The organism is Novosphingobium gossypii (assembly GCF_050433305.1).
Lineage (GTDB): Bacteria > Pseudomonadota > Alphaproteobacteria > Sphingomonadales > Sphingomonadaceae > Novosphingobium > Novosphingobium gossypii.
In genome coordinates, this window is record NZ_JBNPXM010000001.1 from 348,177 (window position 1) to 364,198 (window position 16,022).

The window sequence follows — 16,022 nt, forward strand, 5'->3', positions numbered from 1 at the left end:
ATGAGTTACGTCGTTTCTCAGGCACAGTCAACACCCTCGCGATACTGTTGACTGCTCTACACGCAAACGCGCCCATTCAACGTCGCGGTCGTCTATGTCCCGCGCTACGTCTTCCCGGACCTTGATCCAGTTATCAAGCGCGTCAATCAGCAGCTTCCGGGCTCTCGGCCACCCGAGGCGGTACTTACGCGCTTTCGCCTTTAACGAACCTTGTTCGAGGATCATATCGAGGATCATTCGTTTGGGCATGGGCAGCATGTTGCGCCACTTGGTGTACGCCACCGACAGGCGGACCTGGGCAACCTGTTCAAGGATGGCGTCGTGCGCTGAAGCTGAACTATCGACCCTCGGCTCAAAGTTGGATGCCAGCATACCAGTCGCCCTGGTGAGGATTTCCGCTGCAGCGGTAATCTCGACCGATGCCCCGTACTGGTCCTTGTCGATGACGCCGCGAAAGAACAGATCCGCAAATGGCGAGGTCGCCATGTTCCGCTTCGTCCGCGCCAGCGTAAACGTCTCGATGTGGAGGACGAACTCGTCCTTGTACTCGGCATGGTTCTCTGCCTCAGGCGTGACCAGCGGGCCGTTGTGCCGCAAGCGCAGCTGCTCCTCCTGTTCGACGCGCGCTCGCCATTCGAGGTTCGTTTCCGCCGGTCGCTTCTCCCGCCAGCTCTCTTCCGCCCCGCTCATTCAATCTTCCCTTTCGCCGTAAATCTTGCCCACGATCTGCTGGATCAGCTCCCGGTCCTGCCAAGGCAGGCGGGCGATGCTGTCCGGCATGAGGATGACGGTGCCGTCCTCGTGCCACTTGCGCGCCGCCATGCGCCGGGCGCCGGTCGGATCGGGGTCCTGCATCTGACGCGCGTACGGCGTCAGGCTCGTTCGGTTGATGCCCGTCACAGCAGGCCTCCCTGCATCAGCGAGTGATATCGCTCGTTGGTCATGCCGCGGCGGACGTGGGCGCGAAGCCAGGAACGGTATCCCTGAGTGCGCTCCTCCGTCCAACCCGCGAAGTCGGTAAGCTCATTCCGGATCAGCTTGCGCAGCGCGCTGGCGTCGACACCTTCGAGGGCCTGGATCTGGTTGCTCTGCCCGTTGGGCCCGTCGATCGTCTCGACGAAGTACCAGCGCTCCATCTCGCGGCTGAAGGGCCGCGTGTTGTTGTCCTCGCACCACGCCAGCATGTCCTCGAAGGGCCAGCGCGATCCGGTAGCGAGCCAGGCGTCCGCCGCGTCGCTCATCCCCGCTTCCTCGCCAGCCGGGCGGCGGCCAATTCGCGAGCGGCGCTTTGCCGCAGGGTGTAACTGCCGTCCTCCTCAAGCCGCAGTAGCGAACGGGTTTCGGCCATCTGCTTCCACGTCTCGGGCAGGGCATCGATCCATGCCTGGGGCACCTCATCGTCCGCGACCAGCCGGAACATCGCCTCATCGAAGCGGGTAGTATGCTCGGCGCTGATGCGGCGCAGGACCTCGGATCGCTTGACCGCCAGCGGGTGACGAACGGTGAAGCCCTTGAGGATGTTCAGGCACTCGGCGATGGTAGGGAACCACTGGCACCGCTTCAGGACCTCAGCCTCGAGATACTTCATCGCCGCCAGCGGGTATTCGCCCAGCATCCGGCGGTATCCCTCGGCCTGCGCCTCGAGCGAGATGTCGCTGCGGCTCTGGCTGGGCAGGCAGGCCTGCAGCCCGGCCATGATCGAGTAGAACTCAGCTTCGGGGCAGGGCACGGGGGGCGGCAAATGGCAGGCCGTCATCGCTTCCAGCTGGGCCAGCATCCCATCGTTCAGCCTCTTCGGCAGCGCGGCGAGATTGAGCCGCGACAGCGCGGCGCTGGAACCCTGCGGCGACGGGCTGGCCGGCTCCACGACCCTGAGGGTAGGAAGCACCTGAGCGAGCGGGCGAGCTGCGGTTTCCATTGGTAATCCTTCGTTCCTCGGACTTGGCAATCCACGTGCCGAAAGCCCCATTCCAGTTCTTGGCCAGCCGGCCGGTGCTCTCCGCGTGGCTGCAGAAAGCGAACAGTTCACGGTCCAGCATTCCGGGCGGCCAACCGTCGACAATCCGCTGCGCGGCAGAGCCAAGCGACGGCACGAACGGGTCGGGCAGGGGGGTGTCCTCACCAATGGCGCGCTTCGCCGCCGAGGTGCGCTTCGGCTTCGGCTTGGCAGGAGGCTGATCACCATCGAACAGGTCCTCGCCTGCTTCGCCCGCGCCCGCGCCTAGAGAGGGAGAAGCTTTAGCTTCTTCCTCTATTGTTCCCTTGTTCCCTTGTTCTTTAGTTGTCCGGTGGCTGTCCGCTCGCTGTCCGGTTGCTTGTCCGGTTGCCTGTCCGGCCTCGTCCCCGACGTCCTGATATTTGTCGTAATTACAGATAGTTATGATTGTGCGGCCTTGTCCGGTTTCCCGTCCGATCATCTGTTCGGTTTCGAGACGGGTCAAAAACCGCTCAACCGACGACGGCGACAGCCCCCAAGCGGCCGAAAGCTGGGCGCGCGAGGCGCAGAGTTGACCGCGCTCGAGCATGACGGTGGTGCCGCCGATGGTGAACCGGGTCGGCTTCCAGCAGGCAGATGCGACCATCCAGAACCACGCCCCAAAGCGCTCCGCATTGCCTGCGAAAAGGGGGTGTTCCCGCGCTTCGCGGTGGAGGGCGATGAAGCCGCTCACTCGCACACCGCGTACTGGCTCTGGCAGCGCGAAGGCTCTTCGGCAAAACTGGCGTCACCGATCACTGAGAAGATGTCGAAGTTGCGACCGCCGCGACCAGTCCGGGACCATTCCACGGCGCGACGGATGCTGGCGCGGATCATGCCGTTTTCGTCCGCCGGCACCTTATCGGTAGGCAGAAACGAAGAGATCATCTCCTCGCGCTCTTTCCGGATTAGCGAGGTGTACGCATGGCGAGCTACGCCACCGACGATCGATTCCCATTCCTCAATGCGGTCGATCTGCTCAGGGAAGCGACGTGCAATCTCTCGCAATTCGCCTTTCTTGCACATGATGCACGGCATGCAGCCGACGCGGCTCATACCCATCTGATACAGCGGGTTCGGCTTGAGCCCGTGGCGCCGCGCAATCTCGAAGGTATCCTCCGCCTTCCATTGATGGATCGGGCGGTAGAGAACGGTCGGCGCCATGATGGCGCAGCGGATCAGCTCCAAAGCGGGCTTTGCTGCCCGAGCCTCGCTTTCGTCAGCGCGTTCGCCGATCCATTCGATGGTAGGCGTACCCGCGAAACGCAGAGGCTCCTTGAGCTCCGCCATCGGCTGCAGCTTGAGCTCATCAGTGCAGAACCGCGTTTGCGATCCAGGGAAGCGGCCATGTAGCATGCCCATGTCGAGGAATGGGTTTCCCGTCGGCTGCATCAAGGCGATGGCGCGCTCAACAAGTTCAATTGGAAGCGGCGGGGTTACCTTGACCGGGCATTCGCACTCTTCGCGGATGAACGCTTTTTCGGCGTATTTGAGGTCTTTGCAGGCGGCCAGACAGCTGCGGCTGTGCTGCTTACGGCGAAGTTCTTTCACCCAATCACGACGCATCGCCTCCCGCCGGGCCGGGAACTTCGCGGTGAAGTCGGCACGTACGGTTTCGATAGTCACGCCAAGGCGATCAGCGAGATAATCGACATGGGCCAGAGTGATTGGGTGTTCATTACCGGTGTCGGCGAAGATGAAGCGCACGTTCATTGATCGGCGCTGGGCGCGCTCGATGGCGAGACACATCGTCGCGGTGCTGTCCTTGCCTCCGCTGATCGATACGAAGTGGACAGGCTTCACTGCGCATCCTCCTGATACGGCAGGAGGTGCTCACAGCCTTTGACCGTGCGGGCGCCGCAGCGATGGCATTCGCCGTTGAAGACCGCCCGACGCGTCGGCACCTTGCTGAAGGTCTTGCCCAGCTTCATTTCGCGATGGACGGCGGCAACATGGCGCCCGTCGATCTTCGGCTCCGAAGCCATCGGCGCGCGGGCAGCTTGCTTCGCCAGAACCCGGCGCCGCAGCTCTTCGAGCGCTTCTTCGCCGGTAACGTCTTCCAGTTCGGCCGGATCGACACGCATGGAGCGCGGCTTTTCACGGCGCGCCATTGAGCGAAGTGGCTGCTCTTGGCGGCGCGGTGCGACGGCGGCCGGATGGGCGACCGTCAGGCGGCGAGCTTCGCGGAAGCGCGCCTCGCGATCGGCGGATTCCGCCGCGCATGCTGCCCGCACCTTATCGGCTGCCGCACGTTCAGCTGCCTGGCGCCGGGTCGGCTGACCGGCAGCAAGGACTACGACGGCGGCCACTACCGCTGCAGGATTCCGGACCGCAGGCGGCCAGAGCAACCCGGCGGCATCGAGCATATACCGGCCCGGCGGAATCTGGCGCAGCGGATGGATCGGTGAGAGGGGCTTCATGCCGCAACACCTCCGAGCTGAGGTCGCAGCGTCTCGGCAGCGAGCCAGGGGGGCGTCACGCCGTCGAGCAGGATGGCGTAGGTCAGGATGCCGATCGCGTCGGCTTCGTCGTTCTTCTTCGGCGCAAAGCCCAGCTGCTTGCACCGTTCGATGACCAGCTTCTTGAGCAGATCGGTGCTGCTGGCCTTCTTGTCGCCTTCCTTGCGCCGGCGCCGGGTCCCGGCCTTGACCTCGCGGACGACCATGTCGCCGATGAAGTCCTTGCGCCAACGCTCGACGTTGACCTCCTTCACGATCCGGCACCGCTTGATGTGGCCGAACGATTGGGCATGGGAGGCCAAGCCGCCCAGGAGCCAGATTGTCTGTACCGTGGTGCCGCCCTGCAGATGGCCGGGCGTGATCGGCTCCTCGAAATACATGCGGTCGAAGCCCATGACCTTGTGGAGGTCAGAGAGGTTGCGATGCAGCTTGGCGTAGACGCCGCCGTTCGAGGTGTACTCGGATCCGAGCACCCAGTGGCCGTACCGCGGCGCGTCGGTGCCGGGCGTCCAAAGCGCCCAGCCGGTGGATGACTTGCTCAAGTCGAGAGCGAGGTAACTCATGGGATCTCCGCAACTTCTGCGCGATCCTCGCCCTGGCAGGCCTTCCGAGGCATATGCCGCCTGCCAGGGTCCGGTCGCGCCCGGGGTGAAAGCCCGGACGTGAAGGTCAGTGCGCGCGCGCTTCCGGCGCGGGCTTGGTGGGCGGGTTGATGCGCGTCACGGTCGACGGGCGGGCGGTGCGCCGGGGCTTGCGGCCGGCCTGCTGCTCGACTTCCTCTTCAGACGCTTCGGTGAACGTCTCCGGCTCGGCCGCGAGAGGCAGTTCACTGCTGCTGGCGTCGTCATCCTCGTCCTCGTCGACCAGAAGATCGTCGTCTTCCCGCGCTTCCGTCCCGACGACGTCCTGCTCGGCCTCGCCATTCGCCATCGTGACGAGATCGCGCGGCAGGAACAGCTTGCGGTGCTTCAGGCCCTCGGACAGCGCGAGGAGGAGGTGGTCGCGCTTGGCATCTTCCTCGCCTTCCAGCGAGATGATGAAGTTCAGCACCTTGCGCGGGAAATGCGCCTGTTCCTTGATGTCGTCATACGGCCGGGACAGGTCGCCCTTGAGGGTGTCCATCTTCGCCAGCTTCGGCTTGATCTGCTTGTCGTAGATCTCGAACGCCTTTCCGGCGTCGGGGCGCTGGTATTCGCCTGCTTCGTCTTCCTTGGCCACGGCGGCCTCCTTTGTGCTGGACGCATCCGCCGGTGCGTCGGGATCGTAGAGGAGCGTGTAGGCCTCCTCAGGCGGGGGACTTTTGAGGTCGTCGGCGGCGATCAGCCTGGCGGTGGCTAGGTCGTAGCCGGAGCGCTGCGCAGCATCCTCGACGCTCAGGCCGTCACGGATGCCGCGGCGCAGGAGGCGCATCTGCTGCGATCCATGGCCTGATACGAATGTGCTGCTCACTGCCGTCTCCTCAGATGGTGGGGGCGGGAGAGGATTCCGGCGCGGCGGTTGAATGGGCTGGTACATTTGGCCCCCGCTTCGATCGCGCCCTTAGGGTACTGGCTGACCCATCCTCTCTCTTTCGCGTCCGCCCCGGCCGCGTCGAATTCACTTCCCTCGCTGAGCCGGCATCGCTGCGACGCCGCGCCGCGAATTGTCGGCGTCAACGATGGCCTGCATCTGCGGGATGATCGGGCGGAACAGGCTGGCCAGCGCGCCGTCATCGATGTGGCAGCGGCGGCCATCGGCCATGCGGCGAAGATATTCAGCGACAGCGCCCGACAGGCTGGTGATCAGGTCCATGTCGCTGATCTCGCCGCTGTCCTTGGGCGTAGCGGTCAGGCCGTAGAGGCTGAGCACTTCGTTGAGCGCGGTGGGATCAGCGGCGAGGCTGTTGAGCAAGTTCTCCGACGAAGGGAGAGACGGCCCCGAGATACCACGACGGACCGTGACCTGATCCATGTCACTCGCATCTGCGAAGACGCCTTGGCCCATCGAGAGGGCGCAGCGGCTCCACGCGGCGGAGATGGCCTGCGACAGCTTCGTCTTGGACATTGGTGCGGTGCGACAGACCTGCGCGTCAGACATGGGATACCTCGGATGCATGGAAACGATGTTCAGAAGGGCCCGAGCCGCTCGGCACAGGGGGTTCAGGGAGCGGCCCGGGCAGGGTGCTTCCCGGTGCGGTGGTCGTGCTGCCGGGAAGGTGAGGGTGCAAACCTCGACGGGCCAGTTCGGCAAGCAGGGCCTGCACCGGGACGGCGGTAAGGTCGGGCTGCTGATCGATGATCTCGATCGCGCGGGCTCGACCAGGAAGGCGACGGATCATGCCGCGTTCCTCAAGGGCGGAAAGCAGGCGGTGGACGCCGGACTTCGAGAGGAGGCTCATGGCAACCATCATCTGCGTGAAGGTCGGCGCGATCCCGCCGCTCTCAGCCATGAACCGCTCGATGTATTCGAGCAGACACAGCTGGTGTTCGGTCAGGCCGGTCATCGCGCCATGCCTCCGCCGAGGCGGCTTGACGCCGCCCCGGCTTCGGTCATCGTGCAGTCGTCACAACCAGCACGAGGTGAAACATGCAGCAGACCACCGCATTCGCGATCCGAGGCATCATCAAGGTTTTGCGAGATGAAGGTATTCTGGACCAACGCCAGACGGCCCTCATTATCGACGAATTGGCCGCCGCCGATGCCGAAGCCGAACGCAGGCGTCAGGCCTCGCCAAATGAAAGGTACCATCTCAGGTTGCTCGCCATCGACGTTGCGAAGGAAGCGGGGATCAACCCTCCGTTCGAGCATGCTGTGTCTCATACTTGAGGGCGGTGGCGTTGCCGTCCAGCAATGCCTCCAAAATCGGTGCGAGGCGTTCATCCTTGATGCGCCGTTCTCGGACAGCCATGTAGATCGCCGCATCGGGATCGACTGGCCAAACGCCACCGAACAACACGCGATCGGCTGCGATCTCTTCGCGGATGATTGCGCGGAGGTTGAACTCGCTCACATCGACGCCCTTGGGCAGAGCATGCCGACGGTCGGGCTTCGCCATGACGCGAAGCACGGGATCCCGGCTCAGCTCATGCTGACGATCGTAGTTCCGCACCCAGCGCTCATCGACGCGGCGCTCGAGCCACGTCTGCAGCCCGGTCTGGCGCGGTTTGCGCGCGGGGCTGGTCACGCCGCCTCCGAGGAGGGGGTGGGGGACGAGAGCTTCGTGGCTGCGGCAGCGGCCAGCTCCCCGAGAGTGGCAAGACCTTCGTCGGCGATTCTCTGCCAATGAGCAGCAGGTATGCTGTTGAGGCGGTTCCAGCCTTTCACCGTATTGGGATCAACATCGATGCAACGGCCTGTGGCCGCAGGGCCGCCAGACCTGGCGATGATGTCCCTATGGGACGGCTGATCTGATGATGTCGCAGCTGCCATGCGAGGAGAGGTATAAAACATACCCGACCAAGTCAATCGCATTCGGTATGACACATACCCGTGCCACCGTTAGCCGAAATGACATGAGCGAACAGGCCGACCGACTAAATCAAGCGATTCAAGAAACCGGGCTCACGAAAAAGGAGCTGAGCGAGCGGTATGGTTGGTCCTACGACACACTGAAAAGCAACGCTAATGGCAGCATGCGCTTCAGCTATAAGAAGGCACTTGTTTATGCCCACCGCTTGAAGGTGAGGGCGGAATGGCTGTTCGAGGGCACTCCTCCCATGCGGCCGGAACCGATGACCGACCAGCGACAGGTTTCTGAGGTGCCGCTCGTCGGATGGGTCCAAGCGGGGCAGCTCGGCGATATCACTGTGATGCATGATTTGGGCGAGGTCGAGACAGCCATCACGGATAACCTGGGCCCAGGAGATTGGTTCGCTACCACAGTCAAAGGTGACAGCATGGATCGTGTGTCACCAGAGGGTTCGCGTATTTTTGTGAATGCCGCAGAGAGAACACCGGTCAATGGTGGTTTTTATTTGTTCTCTCGCCGCGGAGAGACAACCTACAAGCGTTACTATGACGATCCGGTGCAGCGGTTAGAGCCGTTTTCGACAAATCCCATAAACAAGACCATATTTATTAACAAGAAAGAGAATTGGATAGTCGTGGGGCGCGTACATCGAAGCGTGTATGATTTGATATGAAGTCCATTCGTCAGGTTTGTTAGAGGCTGCTTATGGATAGGGATCAGAAAACGCGTCTATGGTTTTGGGGAGGCATCTTCTTGATCCTAGCCATCGTGGTGCTCAGTTCGATGGACCTATCGACGAGCACGGGAGATCGGGAGGCGTCAGTTTTCCAACATATGTCGGAAACGGGCAGGTCACCCCAAGAGATTTGCGACCAAGCCAAGACGGTAGAGGATGCATACGCCAGAGGCGGAGATGAGCGACAGGCCGCGTCTTGGACGGAACGTCGGCAAATGGCCTGCCTCCACGCTGATGTATGCAAGCATGTAGAGGGCGGCTGTCCAAACGCGCAATGATCGGCAGAAGCAACCTTGAGGCTCAAGAGAGCTTTTGAGGCTGCTGGGTATGTTCCATACCTTTTCGCTTGACGCATTAGGGTATGTTTTATACCCAGTCTCCAACAGGCACCCGCCTGATCGGAGATGGCAATGCTTCACGCACCCCCGCTGGCGCCGACCGGCTCTCGCTTCACGCAGATCACCCCAGTAACCGAGATCGAGCCGTACCAGGGCTGGTCGCTGTTCAGCGACATCGACGCTGACGGCGACGGTTTCACGTACTGCGAATATTACGCGCGCGGGCCGAAGGCTGACGTGCATCTGCCGGTCAGCCGGTTCGCCTTCCATCCCACGCAGGACCGCTTCGAGTGGCTGGTGCGCAACGGCTTTGCGCAGAAGCCGGCGCGTCACTGCTCCGGCCCTTGGGACGATCAGGACATCGACCGCGAGCTGGCCGCTGAGCGCCGGGCGGTGGCGGCGTGACCCGCGCCTCCTCCATCCTCATCCTCGCCGCGTTCACCGCGTTCCTCTTCGGCTTCGATGCCTGGTCGACGGCGTACCTTGATACGCACCCAGCCGCGCGCGAGTTCTTCGCCAGCCGGGCATTCACGCTCGCCCTCATTTTTGGTGGCACGATGGCGGTTTCTGTCGCGTCGATCATAATAGCAGCATTGGCGCTTTACCCCGAGCCCTCCTCGGGTCGCGCGGAGCCGGAGGACCACGTCTGATGGTCCCCGGCTCCAACAACGCTCCTTCGACCGACGGCGTCGTCCTTCCCGTCCTCTTGCTCGGTGCAGTTCTGGCGCTTGGCTTCATCGCGGGAATGCCGCTGTGAGCTGGGCCGTCGGAGATTTGGCCCTGTGCGTAGCGTCCGGATGGCGCCTGGTTGAAAATGATCAACTCGACACGGGTTTCCGCCCGCGATCGGGAGGCATCTACAACGTCAGTTCGCTGGTGGTTGTTGGCGGTCGAACTTTCCTCGCGTTCGACGGGAGCGGTTCAAACGCATTCATCCACGAAGCCTTTCGCAAGATCGAGCCGCTCACTGATTGGGAGCACGGCCAGTTCGAGATCGAGCTGATGGTGGACGCGCGCCGGCAGAAGGAACGCGCGCTGTGAGCCGCGCCCAGCGCACCTATGACGAAACGCGCCACTTCACGCCGGCGGCGCGCGGCGTCGATGTCGAGACCCCAGTGGCGGGCTTCTACCGCTACCGGCTTGGGCAGGGCACCGTCCGGGGCGGTGTTCGTCTCTGGTACGGCCCGCCACACGATCCGGTGACCGGTGAGGAGCTGGACCGCTCCTGGCGTTGGCAAGCCGAGTTCGACGGTGAGCCGATCGACTTCGACCGCGTCTGGCCGGCGTGCGCCAAGGACCCGCTCACCGACGCCGAATACCGCGCGCTGATCAGCCGCAGGGCGTGGGCACGCCAGCATGCGCCTGACAGCGCCTACGCCCAGATCGGCCGGCGCCATGACCCTCTCGCGGCGTCCGCGCCGCTTCCCTTCTGACCACCCCCGAAAGGAACCGCCATGCCCATCAAGCAGGCCGTCAAGGAAGAACCCCAGATCCTGCCGGGTGAGAACCCCGCCAGCGCGCCCGTCGGTATGGGCCACAACAAGCCGCCGCTCGAGGAGCTGATCCCCGAGGAGTTCCGTGCCGAGCTGCTGCGCGAGCGTCCGGACTTCCTGATGAAGCTGGACCAGTACGTCGGCGCGGCGGGCAGGGCAGTCGCGACCAACGACGATGAGCTGGCTCGCTGCGGCGACCTCGTCAACGCATACCGCGCGCTGCTCAAGCACATCGATGCGACCCACACCGCCGTGAAGGCGCCGCACCTGCTGGCCGGTCGTCTGGTCGACGCCGAGAAGAATGTCCTCAAAGCTTCGGTCGAGGAAGCGAAGTCCAAGGTCGAAGGCATCGGCAACGCCTATGTTGCCGACCGCGAGGCGAAGCGCCGGGCCGAGGAAGAGCGTGTCGCCGCTGAACAGCGCGCCGCCGCCGCCCGTGCCGCTGCAGCCGAGCGTGAGCGCCTTGAGGCCGAGCGTCGCGCCGCTGCGGCAGCTGCAGCCGCCACCAGCGCGGAAGAGCGGGAAACCGCTGAACGCGAGGCCGAGGAAGCCCGCCAGCGGTCCGAGGAAGCGATGGCCGACTCGGCTCTTTCCGCGGCGGCCCCCGGCAAGGTCGAGCCGGTCCGCTCCGATGCTGGCGCCGCCGTGTCGGGCAAGGTCGAGTACCAGAGCCAGGTCGAGGACTACGCCAAGGCTTTCCGCGCCGTGAAGGATGACGATCGCGTGAAGGAGGCCGTCGACAAGGCCATCCTGCGCCTCGTTCGCGCCGGCAAGCGCGAGATCACGGGCGTCCGCATCTGGCCTGTCGCCAAGGCCAGCTTCCGCTGAATTCAACCTCTCAGAAAGTCCACACCATGTACCTCGTATTCGATACCGAGACGACGGGCCTTCCGCTCTGGAATGACCCGAGCGATCATCCCGGCCAGCCCTACATCGTCGATCTCGCCTGCAGCCTCTACGACGCCACCGGCCTCGAGGTGGAGCGGTACGACGTCCTGATCAACAATGGCGTCGAAATCCCTGCGGAGGCCACCGCCATCCACGGCGTTACGCGGGATATGTGCGAGGCCGACGGCGTCGATCCTCGCGAAGCGCTCTCGAACTTCATGGCGATGGTGTCCAAGTCGATGGTCATCGTCGGGCACAACGTCAGCTTCGACGTCCGCCTGAAGCGCATCATGGCCGCGCGCCTGATGGGCGAGAAGTGGGACTGCCCGCGTCCGACCTTCTGCACGATGCGCAAGACCACCACGATGGTGAAAGTCCTGAAGGCCAATCCCCGCTTCGACACCGACTGGAAGTGGCCGACGCTGGGCGAGGCCACCCAGCACTTCTTCGGCGAGCCGCACGTCGATGCCCACCGGGCCCGCCCGGATTGCGACGCCTCGGCCCGCATCTTCTTCCACCTCCGTGAACAGGGACTTGCCTGATGACCGTCACCACCGCCCGCTCGCGCGCCGTTGCGCAGGAAAGCCGTCAAATCGATGCCAGCCAGCAGCGCGCAATTGCTGCGCGTCAGGGCGCGTCGAAACCCCGCACCGCTCTTGAGGCCATGGCTGCGCGGCTCGAAGTTTCGCCTGCGACCCTGCAGGATACGCTGACCAACACAGTGTTCGCCGCGTGCCGCTCACGCGAAGAGTTCGTGGCGCTCGTCATCGTCGCGAACACCTATGGTCTCAATCCCCTGCTCAAGGAGATCTACGCCTTCCCCACAAAGGGCGGCGGCATCACACCGATGGTGTCGGTGGACGGGTGGATTCGCCTCATGAACACCCACCCGCAGCACGACAGCATCGAGTTCGAGGATCATGTCGACGAGAACGGCGGGGTCTACGCCATCGAGGCGACGATCTATCGCAAGGACCGCGAGCGCCCCACGAAGATCATCGAGTACCTGAGCGAGTGTAAGGGCAACAGCGCGCCCTGGCAGAAGTCGCCGCTGCGCATGTTGCGTCACCGAGCCCTCATCCAGTGCGCTCGTATCGCCTACGGCTTCTCCGGCCTCGCTTCGGACGAGGGCGAAGCCATCGACGGCGGCGACCTGACCCCGACGACGCTGCCCAGCCAGCAGAGCCTTGCTCAGGAACTGGATGACGAGATCCCGAACTTTGACCAGCAGGCCGACCGCGAGACGGGCGAGGTTCTCGAGCGCGACAGCCGCGGCATGACACAGGTCGACGAGGCGACCGCGCGTGAGCTGGACGCAGGCAACGACGGCACGTTCTCGTCTGAGAACCCGATGGCACGCGAGGGCCGCGACGACGCTCAGATGGGCGAGCAGCAGGTCACTGAGGAAGAGCCGATCTGGCTCGCACAGGTCCGCGACATCGAGGCCAAGGTTCGCAACGCCGCGACCATCAAGGCCATCGAAGCGGTCGAGCGCGACTGGACCGGCCGCGTGATGAACGGCGTGTCGGATGACGGCGTGGTCCGCGACGTCGAGAAGGCGATCGCCGCCAAGAAGCGCAAGCTGCAGCAGGAGGCGAAGTGATGGCTGAGCCGACCACGCAGCAGCGCGCCATCGCGCTGATCTACAAGATGCTCGACCGCGAACCCAGCGACCACGCTGATCCGCTGGCGGCAACGCTGGCCGACCTGGGCGCCGATAGCCTCGACGTCATCGAGATCAGCATGGAGCTGGAACAGGCGTTCGACGTCGAGATCACCGACGAGGAGGTCGATGCGCTGAGCATCCCCGAGGCGAACAAGACCGTGGGCGACTGGTGGCTGCTGGTCGAGGCAAAGCTAGGGGCGCCGGCAAATGGCTGACAGTCACGAACAAGCTGACGCACTGCTTGCGGACGTCACGTGGTGGTTCAAAGGCTACCGCGCCGGAGCACAGCAGATCGAAGCATGGGGCACGTTGGATCCAACGGATGGACTCGGCACTGCGATACTGGGCGTCCGCGAATGGATCGGTCGACTCGCTCGTGGAAAACGTCGGGTGCTCGGCATCAGCGATCGCAATCTCGGTGTCGCGATGACGGAAGCCGAGTTCGAGCGGCTGCACGATGGCTTGCGCGAGCACTCCGGCGATGGCGACCGTGCCCTGGCCCGAGAGACCATCGAGTTGATCTACCGCGAGTTCGTCGCCGAGCGGCGTGAGCCGAAGAATGACGGCGAAATCCCCTTCTAGCCATTCGCGGGAGCGCTCAGCCGAAAGGAGATCAAGTCCTCCGGCGCTCCCATCCCCAAACCGCAATCCCGCGGTGAGTTCGGACGCGCCGAGGGCCGCGGGGGGAAGCCCTCATTTCAATCGAACGAGAAAGGCACGAACATGCACGGTCTGATCATCGACAACGACTCAAGTAGCCACCGCGCAAGCATTGAGACCGTGCGATCAGCGCGCCTGCCAATGCTCTCGATGATACCGCAAGAACGCAGAATCAATTTCATGGTCGGGGTGGATGGTGATCGCCCCTGGCAATCCGATCAGCGAGAAGTCGTCTGCGATCGTGAAGCCACCATTGTCGAACATCACGTGATGGTTCGGGCAAAGGCACAGCAAGTTTGCGGCGACGTCCGGTCCATTATGAGGTCGGCCGAGCGCACGAATGTGTGCTCCTTCCGCGTAAGGCCCGCCAGTGCATTCGAGACGGGTGCCGCAGACCTGGCAGCAGTAGTCATGCAGCCGCTTCACGGATCGGCTCATGGCGGTGTCTCTGACGATGCGCTGCACCGTAGTGGCCACCCTTGGACTTGCATCTGCGCCGCTTGGTGCCGCTCCTATCGGAGGGCCGTCCTGAGCGACAAGTCGGAAACGGCACATTCGGAAGCCGTCTTGGCCAACATCGTACCAGTAGCTCTCAACACGATAGAGGCCGTCGTACCGATAGCCAGATTTCGGGCGAAACTCCTTATGTTTCCCGCCACGGAATACGCGGACGGGGATGCCGTCTCGACAGCTTTTTGCAAGAGCCGCATTGCCCCAGGCTTCGAAGGTTTGGTCTTTTACCTGAGCCGTGGTGCCGCGCCCGCCGCGGCCACCATGACCAGTGTAAATGACCACGTCACCATGATCCTCGTCGTCGGGGTACCCGCCAGAAAGCACGACCGCCGTGGCGCCAGTTTGCCTGTTACCAGCGATTCCTGCGTCGGTGCTCGTGTGCCAATCTGCATCATAGAGCGCTCGACGGTTCTCGAAGATGGCCCCTCGCTCAGGCTCAAGAATGCTGTCAGCCATCAACTTCCTCCACGCGAATCTCGACGTCAGTGCGACACAACACTGAATTTCCAAAAAAAAGCTCGATCGGCAATCATTTCGGCGCGCCTTGAGCGGGAGGTGCAAGCGGCATGAATACGATCATTTATCATGGCACGCCGCTGACGCCGCGTTCGGCACTGAAGGACGTCGGCGTGGGGCGCGCGATGTGCGTTTCGTTCTTCCGTCCGGACGATGTGGAGGTGGTCGAGGCAATCAGTCCCGACATCATGTTTCGACAGCGGCGCCTTTTCATTCTGGCAGGCTGCCCTTCGGCGTGGCGAGGTCTGGAGCGAGATGGCGGACTGGCGTCCGTACTTCGTGTGGCTGGAGCGTCGCCTTTTCATGCCGGGCCGCTGGGCCATCATGCCAGACATTCCTGGAGCGCCGTCCCAGCTCAACGACAGCATCCTGAGCGATTGGCCATTCGGGCAGAAGGGATCTCCGGTCTGGCATATGGATGGGCCGATGGAGAGGCTGCTGCGGCTATGCGATCGACACGACCGGGTCTGCCTTGGCTGGACTGGGCCGAACGTTGGATCACCAGACTATCACGCGCGCATGGACGAAGTGGGCAGGGCGTTCGGCAACCGCTGGCCGGTCGTGCACATGCTGCGCGGGACCGCGGTGGCCTTCGATTATCCGTTTGCCTCAGCCGACAGCACCAGCCTCGCGCAGAACGGTTGGCGGTATGATGCGGCGCTTGATTTCGGGGACCCCTGGGCCGGCCGCCGGGCGTACGCCGACCGGCTCGAGACGAAACGGCGAGCGACACGCGCAACAACACGCCCAGTTCCTTCGCCCGTATATCCATTGGCGCTGCAACCATCACTCTTCGACGGGTAACATCATGATTTCGGAGCATCACTCAAACCCAGGAGGCCGTCATGTAACCGGCAGCGCGGTGCGCGCACACGAAAGCCAATCCGAAGCGGGACGGCGTTGTGCCGGAACAGCAGGGAGGGGGGAGACCTCCTCGCGTCGTCCCCATCCCTCAGTCGCAGGAAAACGTGGAGTTGAAGGTCGATATGTAGACGTTGTCGGGAAATACGTCCCATCGCCGCATAAGGCGCGCCTTCACCGAGTCGTAGATCAGACCTTCTTCAACCGGTAGAAAATTGACCTGCCAATGAGATCCGTACTCGTTCCGTTGTACCGTGCGCATAACGCTAGCTTTTTCGATCTCAAAACGAGGATCGCGAGCGAGCGCCAGACGATAGAGCTCGTCTTCGATCTGAGGAATAGTTCGCAGAAGGTGAAGAATGACGAATTCCTAAGAGTGTCGCCCCTAATTTCATATCCTAGTTGCGACGAAATAGCGAACACCAAACGCCATCGACCCAGTTTAATGCGGTTCGCTAATTATTTCGAA

The 16,022-nt window shown here is 63.1% G+C and carries 25 protein-coding genes; 12 read left to right on the forward strand and 13 right to left on the reverse strand.

Features of this window, described 5'->3' with window-relative positions:
* Positions 1 to 27: 27 nt before the first annotated feature.
* From GGR40_RS01870 to GGR40_RS01920, 11 genes are all read right to left on the reverse strand, one after another.
* Entirely contained in the window at positions 28 to 690 is a 663-nt protein-coding gene (locus tag GGR40_RS01870; RefSeq protein WP_429274497.1) for a hypothetical protein, read from the reverse strand.
* Positions 691 to 900: a hypothetical protein gene (locus GGR40_RS01875; RefSeq protein ID WP_429274498.1), complete on the reverse strand. Its 210-nt coding sequence runs from the start codon at positions 898 to 900 to the stop codon at positions 691 to 693.
* The gene (locus GGR40_RS01880; RefSeq protein WP_429274499.1) at positions 897 to 1,241 is read right to left on the reverse strand and encodes a vWA domain-containing protein; all 345 of its coding nucleotides are present in this window, start codon (positions 1,239 to 1,241) and stop codon (positions 897 to 899) included. Before GGR40_RS01880 ends, GGR40_RS01875 begins: the two co-directional genes overlap by 4 nt.
* Positions 1,238 to 1,729: a hypothetical protein gene (locus tag GGR40_RS01885; RefSeq protein ID WP_429274500.1), complete on the reverse strand. Its 492-nt coding sequence runs from the start codon at positions 1,727 to 1,729 to the stop codon at positions 1,238 to 1,240. The genes GGR40_RS01880 and GGR40_RS01885 overlap by 4 nt, the downstream gene beginning before the upstream one ends.
* The gene (locus GGR40_RS01890) at positions 1,710 to 2,669 is read right to left on the reverse strand and encodes a hypothetical protein (RefSeq protein WP_429274501.1); all 960 of its coding nucleotides are present in this window, start codon (positions 2,667 to 2,669) and stop codon (positions 1,710 to 1,712) included. Before GGR40_RS01890 ends, GGR40_RS01885 begins: the two co-directional genes overlap by 20 nt.
* Positions 2,666 to 3,778 carry a phosphoadenosine phosphosulfate reductase domain-containing protein gene (locus GGR40_RS01895; protein WP_429274502.1) on the reverse strand — a complete coding sequence of 371 codons (1,113 nt, stop codon included), beginning with the start codon at positions 3,776 to 3,778 and terminating at the stop codon, positions 2,666 to 2,668. The genes GGR40_RS01890 and GGR40_RS01895 overlap by 4 nt, the downstream gene beginning before the upstream one ends.
* Positions 3,775 to 4,341 carry a hypothetical protein gene (locus GGR40_RS01900; RefSeq protein WP_429274503.1) on the reverse strand — a complete coding sequence of 189 codons (567 nt, stop codon included), beginning with the start codon at positions 4,339 to 4,341 and terminating at the stop codon, positions 3,775 to 3,777. Before GGR40_RS01900 ends, GGR40_RS01895 begins: the two co-directional genes overlap by 4 nt.
* 50 nt (positions 4,342 to 4,391) lie before the next feature.
* Positions 4,392 to 4,997, reverse strand: coding sequence for a hypothetical protein (locus tag GGR40_RS01905; protein ID WP_429274504.1), 606 nt, complete (start codon positions 4,995 to 4,997; stop codon positions 4,392 to 4,394).
* A 106-nt stretch (positions 4,998 to 5,103) separates the two neighbouring features.
* Positions 5,104 to 5,844 carry a hypothetical protein gene (locus GGR40_RS01910; protein WP_429274505.1) on the reverse strand — a complete coding sequence of 247 codons (741 nt, stop codon included), beginning with the start codon at positions 5,842 to 5,844 and terminating at the stop codon, positions 5,104 to 5,106.
* 186 nt (positions 5,845 to 6,030) lie between these two features.
* Entirely contained in the window at positions 6,031 to 6,477 is a 447-nt protein-coding gene (locus GGR40_RS01915; RefSeq protein ID WP_429274506.1) for a hypothetical protein, read from the reverse strand.
* Between the two features lie 25 nt (positions 6,478 to 6,502).
* Positions 6,503 to 6,916 carry a LexA family protein gene (locus GGR40_RS01920; protein WP_429274507.1) on the reverse strand — a complete coding sequence of 138 codons (414 nt, stop codon included), beginning with the start codon at positions 6,914 to 6,916 and terminating at the stop codon, positions 6,503 to 6,505.
* A gap of 83 nt (positions 6,917 to 6,999) precedes the next feature.
* Between GGR40_RS01920 and GGR40_RS01925 the strand changes: the two genes are divergently transcribed.
* Positions 7,000 to 7,239 (forward strand): hypothetical protein, encoded by a 240-nt coding sequence (locus GGR40_RS01925; protein ID WP_429274508.1) that lies wholly within the window; start codon positions 7,000 to 7,002, stop codon positions 7,237 to 7,239.
* On the opposite strand, the gene GGR40_RS01930 is transcribed toward GGR40_RS01925, so the two are convergent.
* Complete coding sequence (locus GGR40_RS01930) at positions 7,202 to 7,597, reverse strand: hypothetical protein (RefSeq protein WP_429274509.1); 396 nt, start codon at positions 7,595 to 7,597, stop codon at positions 7,202 to 7,204. The genes GGR40_RS01925 and GGR40_RS01930 overlap by 38 nt on opposite strands.
* Before the next feature lie 328 nt (positions 7,598 to 7,925).
* Between GGR40_RS01930 and GGR40_RS01935 the strand changes: the two genes are divergently transcribed.
* The 10 genes from GGR40_RS01935 (at position 7,926) to GGR40_RS01980 (ending at position 13,585) form a co-directional block, all read left to right on the forward strand.
* Positions 7,926 to 8,555 carry a S24 family peptidase gene (locus GGR40_RS01935; RefSeq protein ID WP_429274510.1) on the forward strand — a complete coding sequence of 210 codons (630 nt, stop codon included), beginning with the start codon at positions 7,926 to 7,928 and terminating at the stop codon, positions 8,553 to 8,555.
* A 473-nt stretch (positions 8,556 to 9,028) separates the two neighbouring features.
* The gene (locus tag GGR40_RS01940; RefSeq protein ID WP_429274511.1) at positions 9,029 to 9,361 is read left to right on the forward strand and encodes a hypothetical protein; all 333 of its coding nucleotides are present in this window, start codon (positions 9,029 to 9,031) and stop codon (positions 9,359 to 9,361) included.
* A complete protein-coding gene (locus GGR40_RS01945; RefSeq protein ID WP_429274512.1) occupies positions 9,358 to 9,606 on the forward strand; it encodes a hypothetical protein in 249 nt (82 codons plus the stop codon). Before GGR40_RS01940 ends, GGR40_RS01945 begins: the two co-directional genes overlap by 4 nt.
* 103 nt (positions 9,607 to 9,709) lie before the next feature.
* Positions 9,710 to 9,997, forward strand: a complete 288-nt coding sequence (locus GGR40_RS01950) for a hypothetical protein (protein ID WP_429274513.1) — start codon at positions 9,710 to 9,712, stop codon at positions 9,995 to 9,997.
* Positions 9,994 to 10,389: a hypothetical protein gene (locus tag GGR40_RS01955; protein WP_429274514.1), complete on the forward strand. Its 396-nt coding sequence runs from the start codon at positions 9,994 to 9,996 to the stop codon at positions 10,387 to 10,389. Before GGR40_RS01950 ends, GGR40_RS01955 begins: the two co-directional genes overlap by 4 nt.
* A 21-nt stretch (positions 10,390 to 10,410) precedes the next feature.
* Positions 10,411 to 11,277, forward strand: a complete 867-nt coding sequence (locus GGR40_RS01960; RefSeq protein WP_429274515.1) for a hypothetical protein — start codon at positions 10,411 to 10,413, stop codon at positions 11,275 to 11,277.
* Positions 11,278 to 11,303: 26 nt separating this feature from the next.
* The gene (locus GGR40_RS01965) at positions 11,304 to 11,879 is read left to right on the forward strand and encodes a 3'-5' exonuclease (protein ID WP_429274516.1); all 576 of its coding nucleotides are present in this window, start codon (positions 11,304 to 11,306) and stop codon (positions 11,877 to 11,879) included.
* Positions 11,879 to 12,940 carry a RecT family recombinase gene (locus GGR40_RS01970; protein WP_429274517.1) on the forward strand — a complete coding sequence of 354 codons (1,062 nt, stop codon included), beginning with the start codon at positions 11,879 to 11,881 and terminating at the stop codon, positions 12,938 to 12,940. Before GGR40_RS01965 ends, GGR40_RS01970 begins: the two co-directional genes overlap by 1 nt.
* Positions 12,940 to 13,218 (forward strand): phosphopantetheine-binding protein, encoded by a 279-nt coding sequence (locus GGR40_RS01975; protein WP_429274518.1) that lies wholly within the window; start codon positions 12,940 to 12,942, stop codon positions 13,216 to 13,218. The genes GGR40_RS01970 and GGR40_RS01975 overlap by 1 nt, the downstream gene beginning before the upstream one ends.
* The gene (locus tag GGR40_RS01980; protein WP_429274519.1) at positions 13,211 to 13,585 is read left to right on the forward strand and encodes a hypothetical protein; all 375 of its coding nucleotides are present in this window, start codon (positions 13,211 to 13,213) and stop codon (positions 13,583 to 13,585) included. Before GGR40_RS01975 ends, GGR40_RS01980 begins: the two co-directional genes overlap by 8 nt.
* Before the next feature lie 204 nt (positions 13,586 to 13,789).
* On the opposite strand, the gene GGR40_RS01985 is transcribed toward GGR40_RS01980, so the two are convergent.
* Complete coding sequence (locus GGR40_RS01985) at positions 13,790 to 14,632, reverse strand: YDG/SRA domain-containing protein (protein WP_429274520.1); 843 nt, start codon at positions 14,630 to 14,632, stop codon at positions 13,790 to 13,792.
* Between the two features lie 315 nt (positions 14,633 to 14,947).
* On the opposite strand from GGR40_RS01985, the gene GGR40_RS01990 reads away from it, so the two are divergent.
* Positions 14,948 to 15,496 carry a hypothetical protein gene (locus GGR40_RS01990; RefSeq protein ID WP_429274521.1) on the forward strand — a complete coding sequence of 183 codons (549 nt, stop codon included), beginning with the start codon at positions 14,948 to 14,950 and terminating at the stop codon, positions 15,494 to 15,496.
* The last annotated feature ends 526 nt before the right edge of the window (positions 15,497 to 16,022 follow it).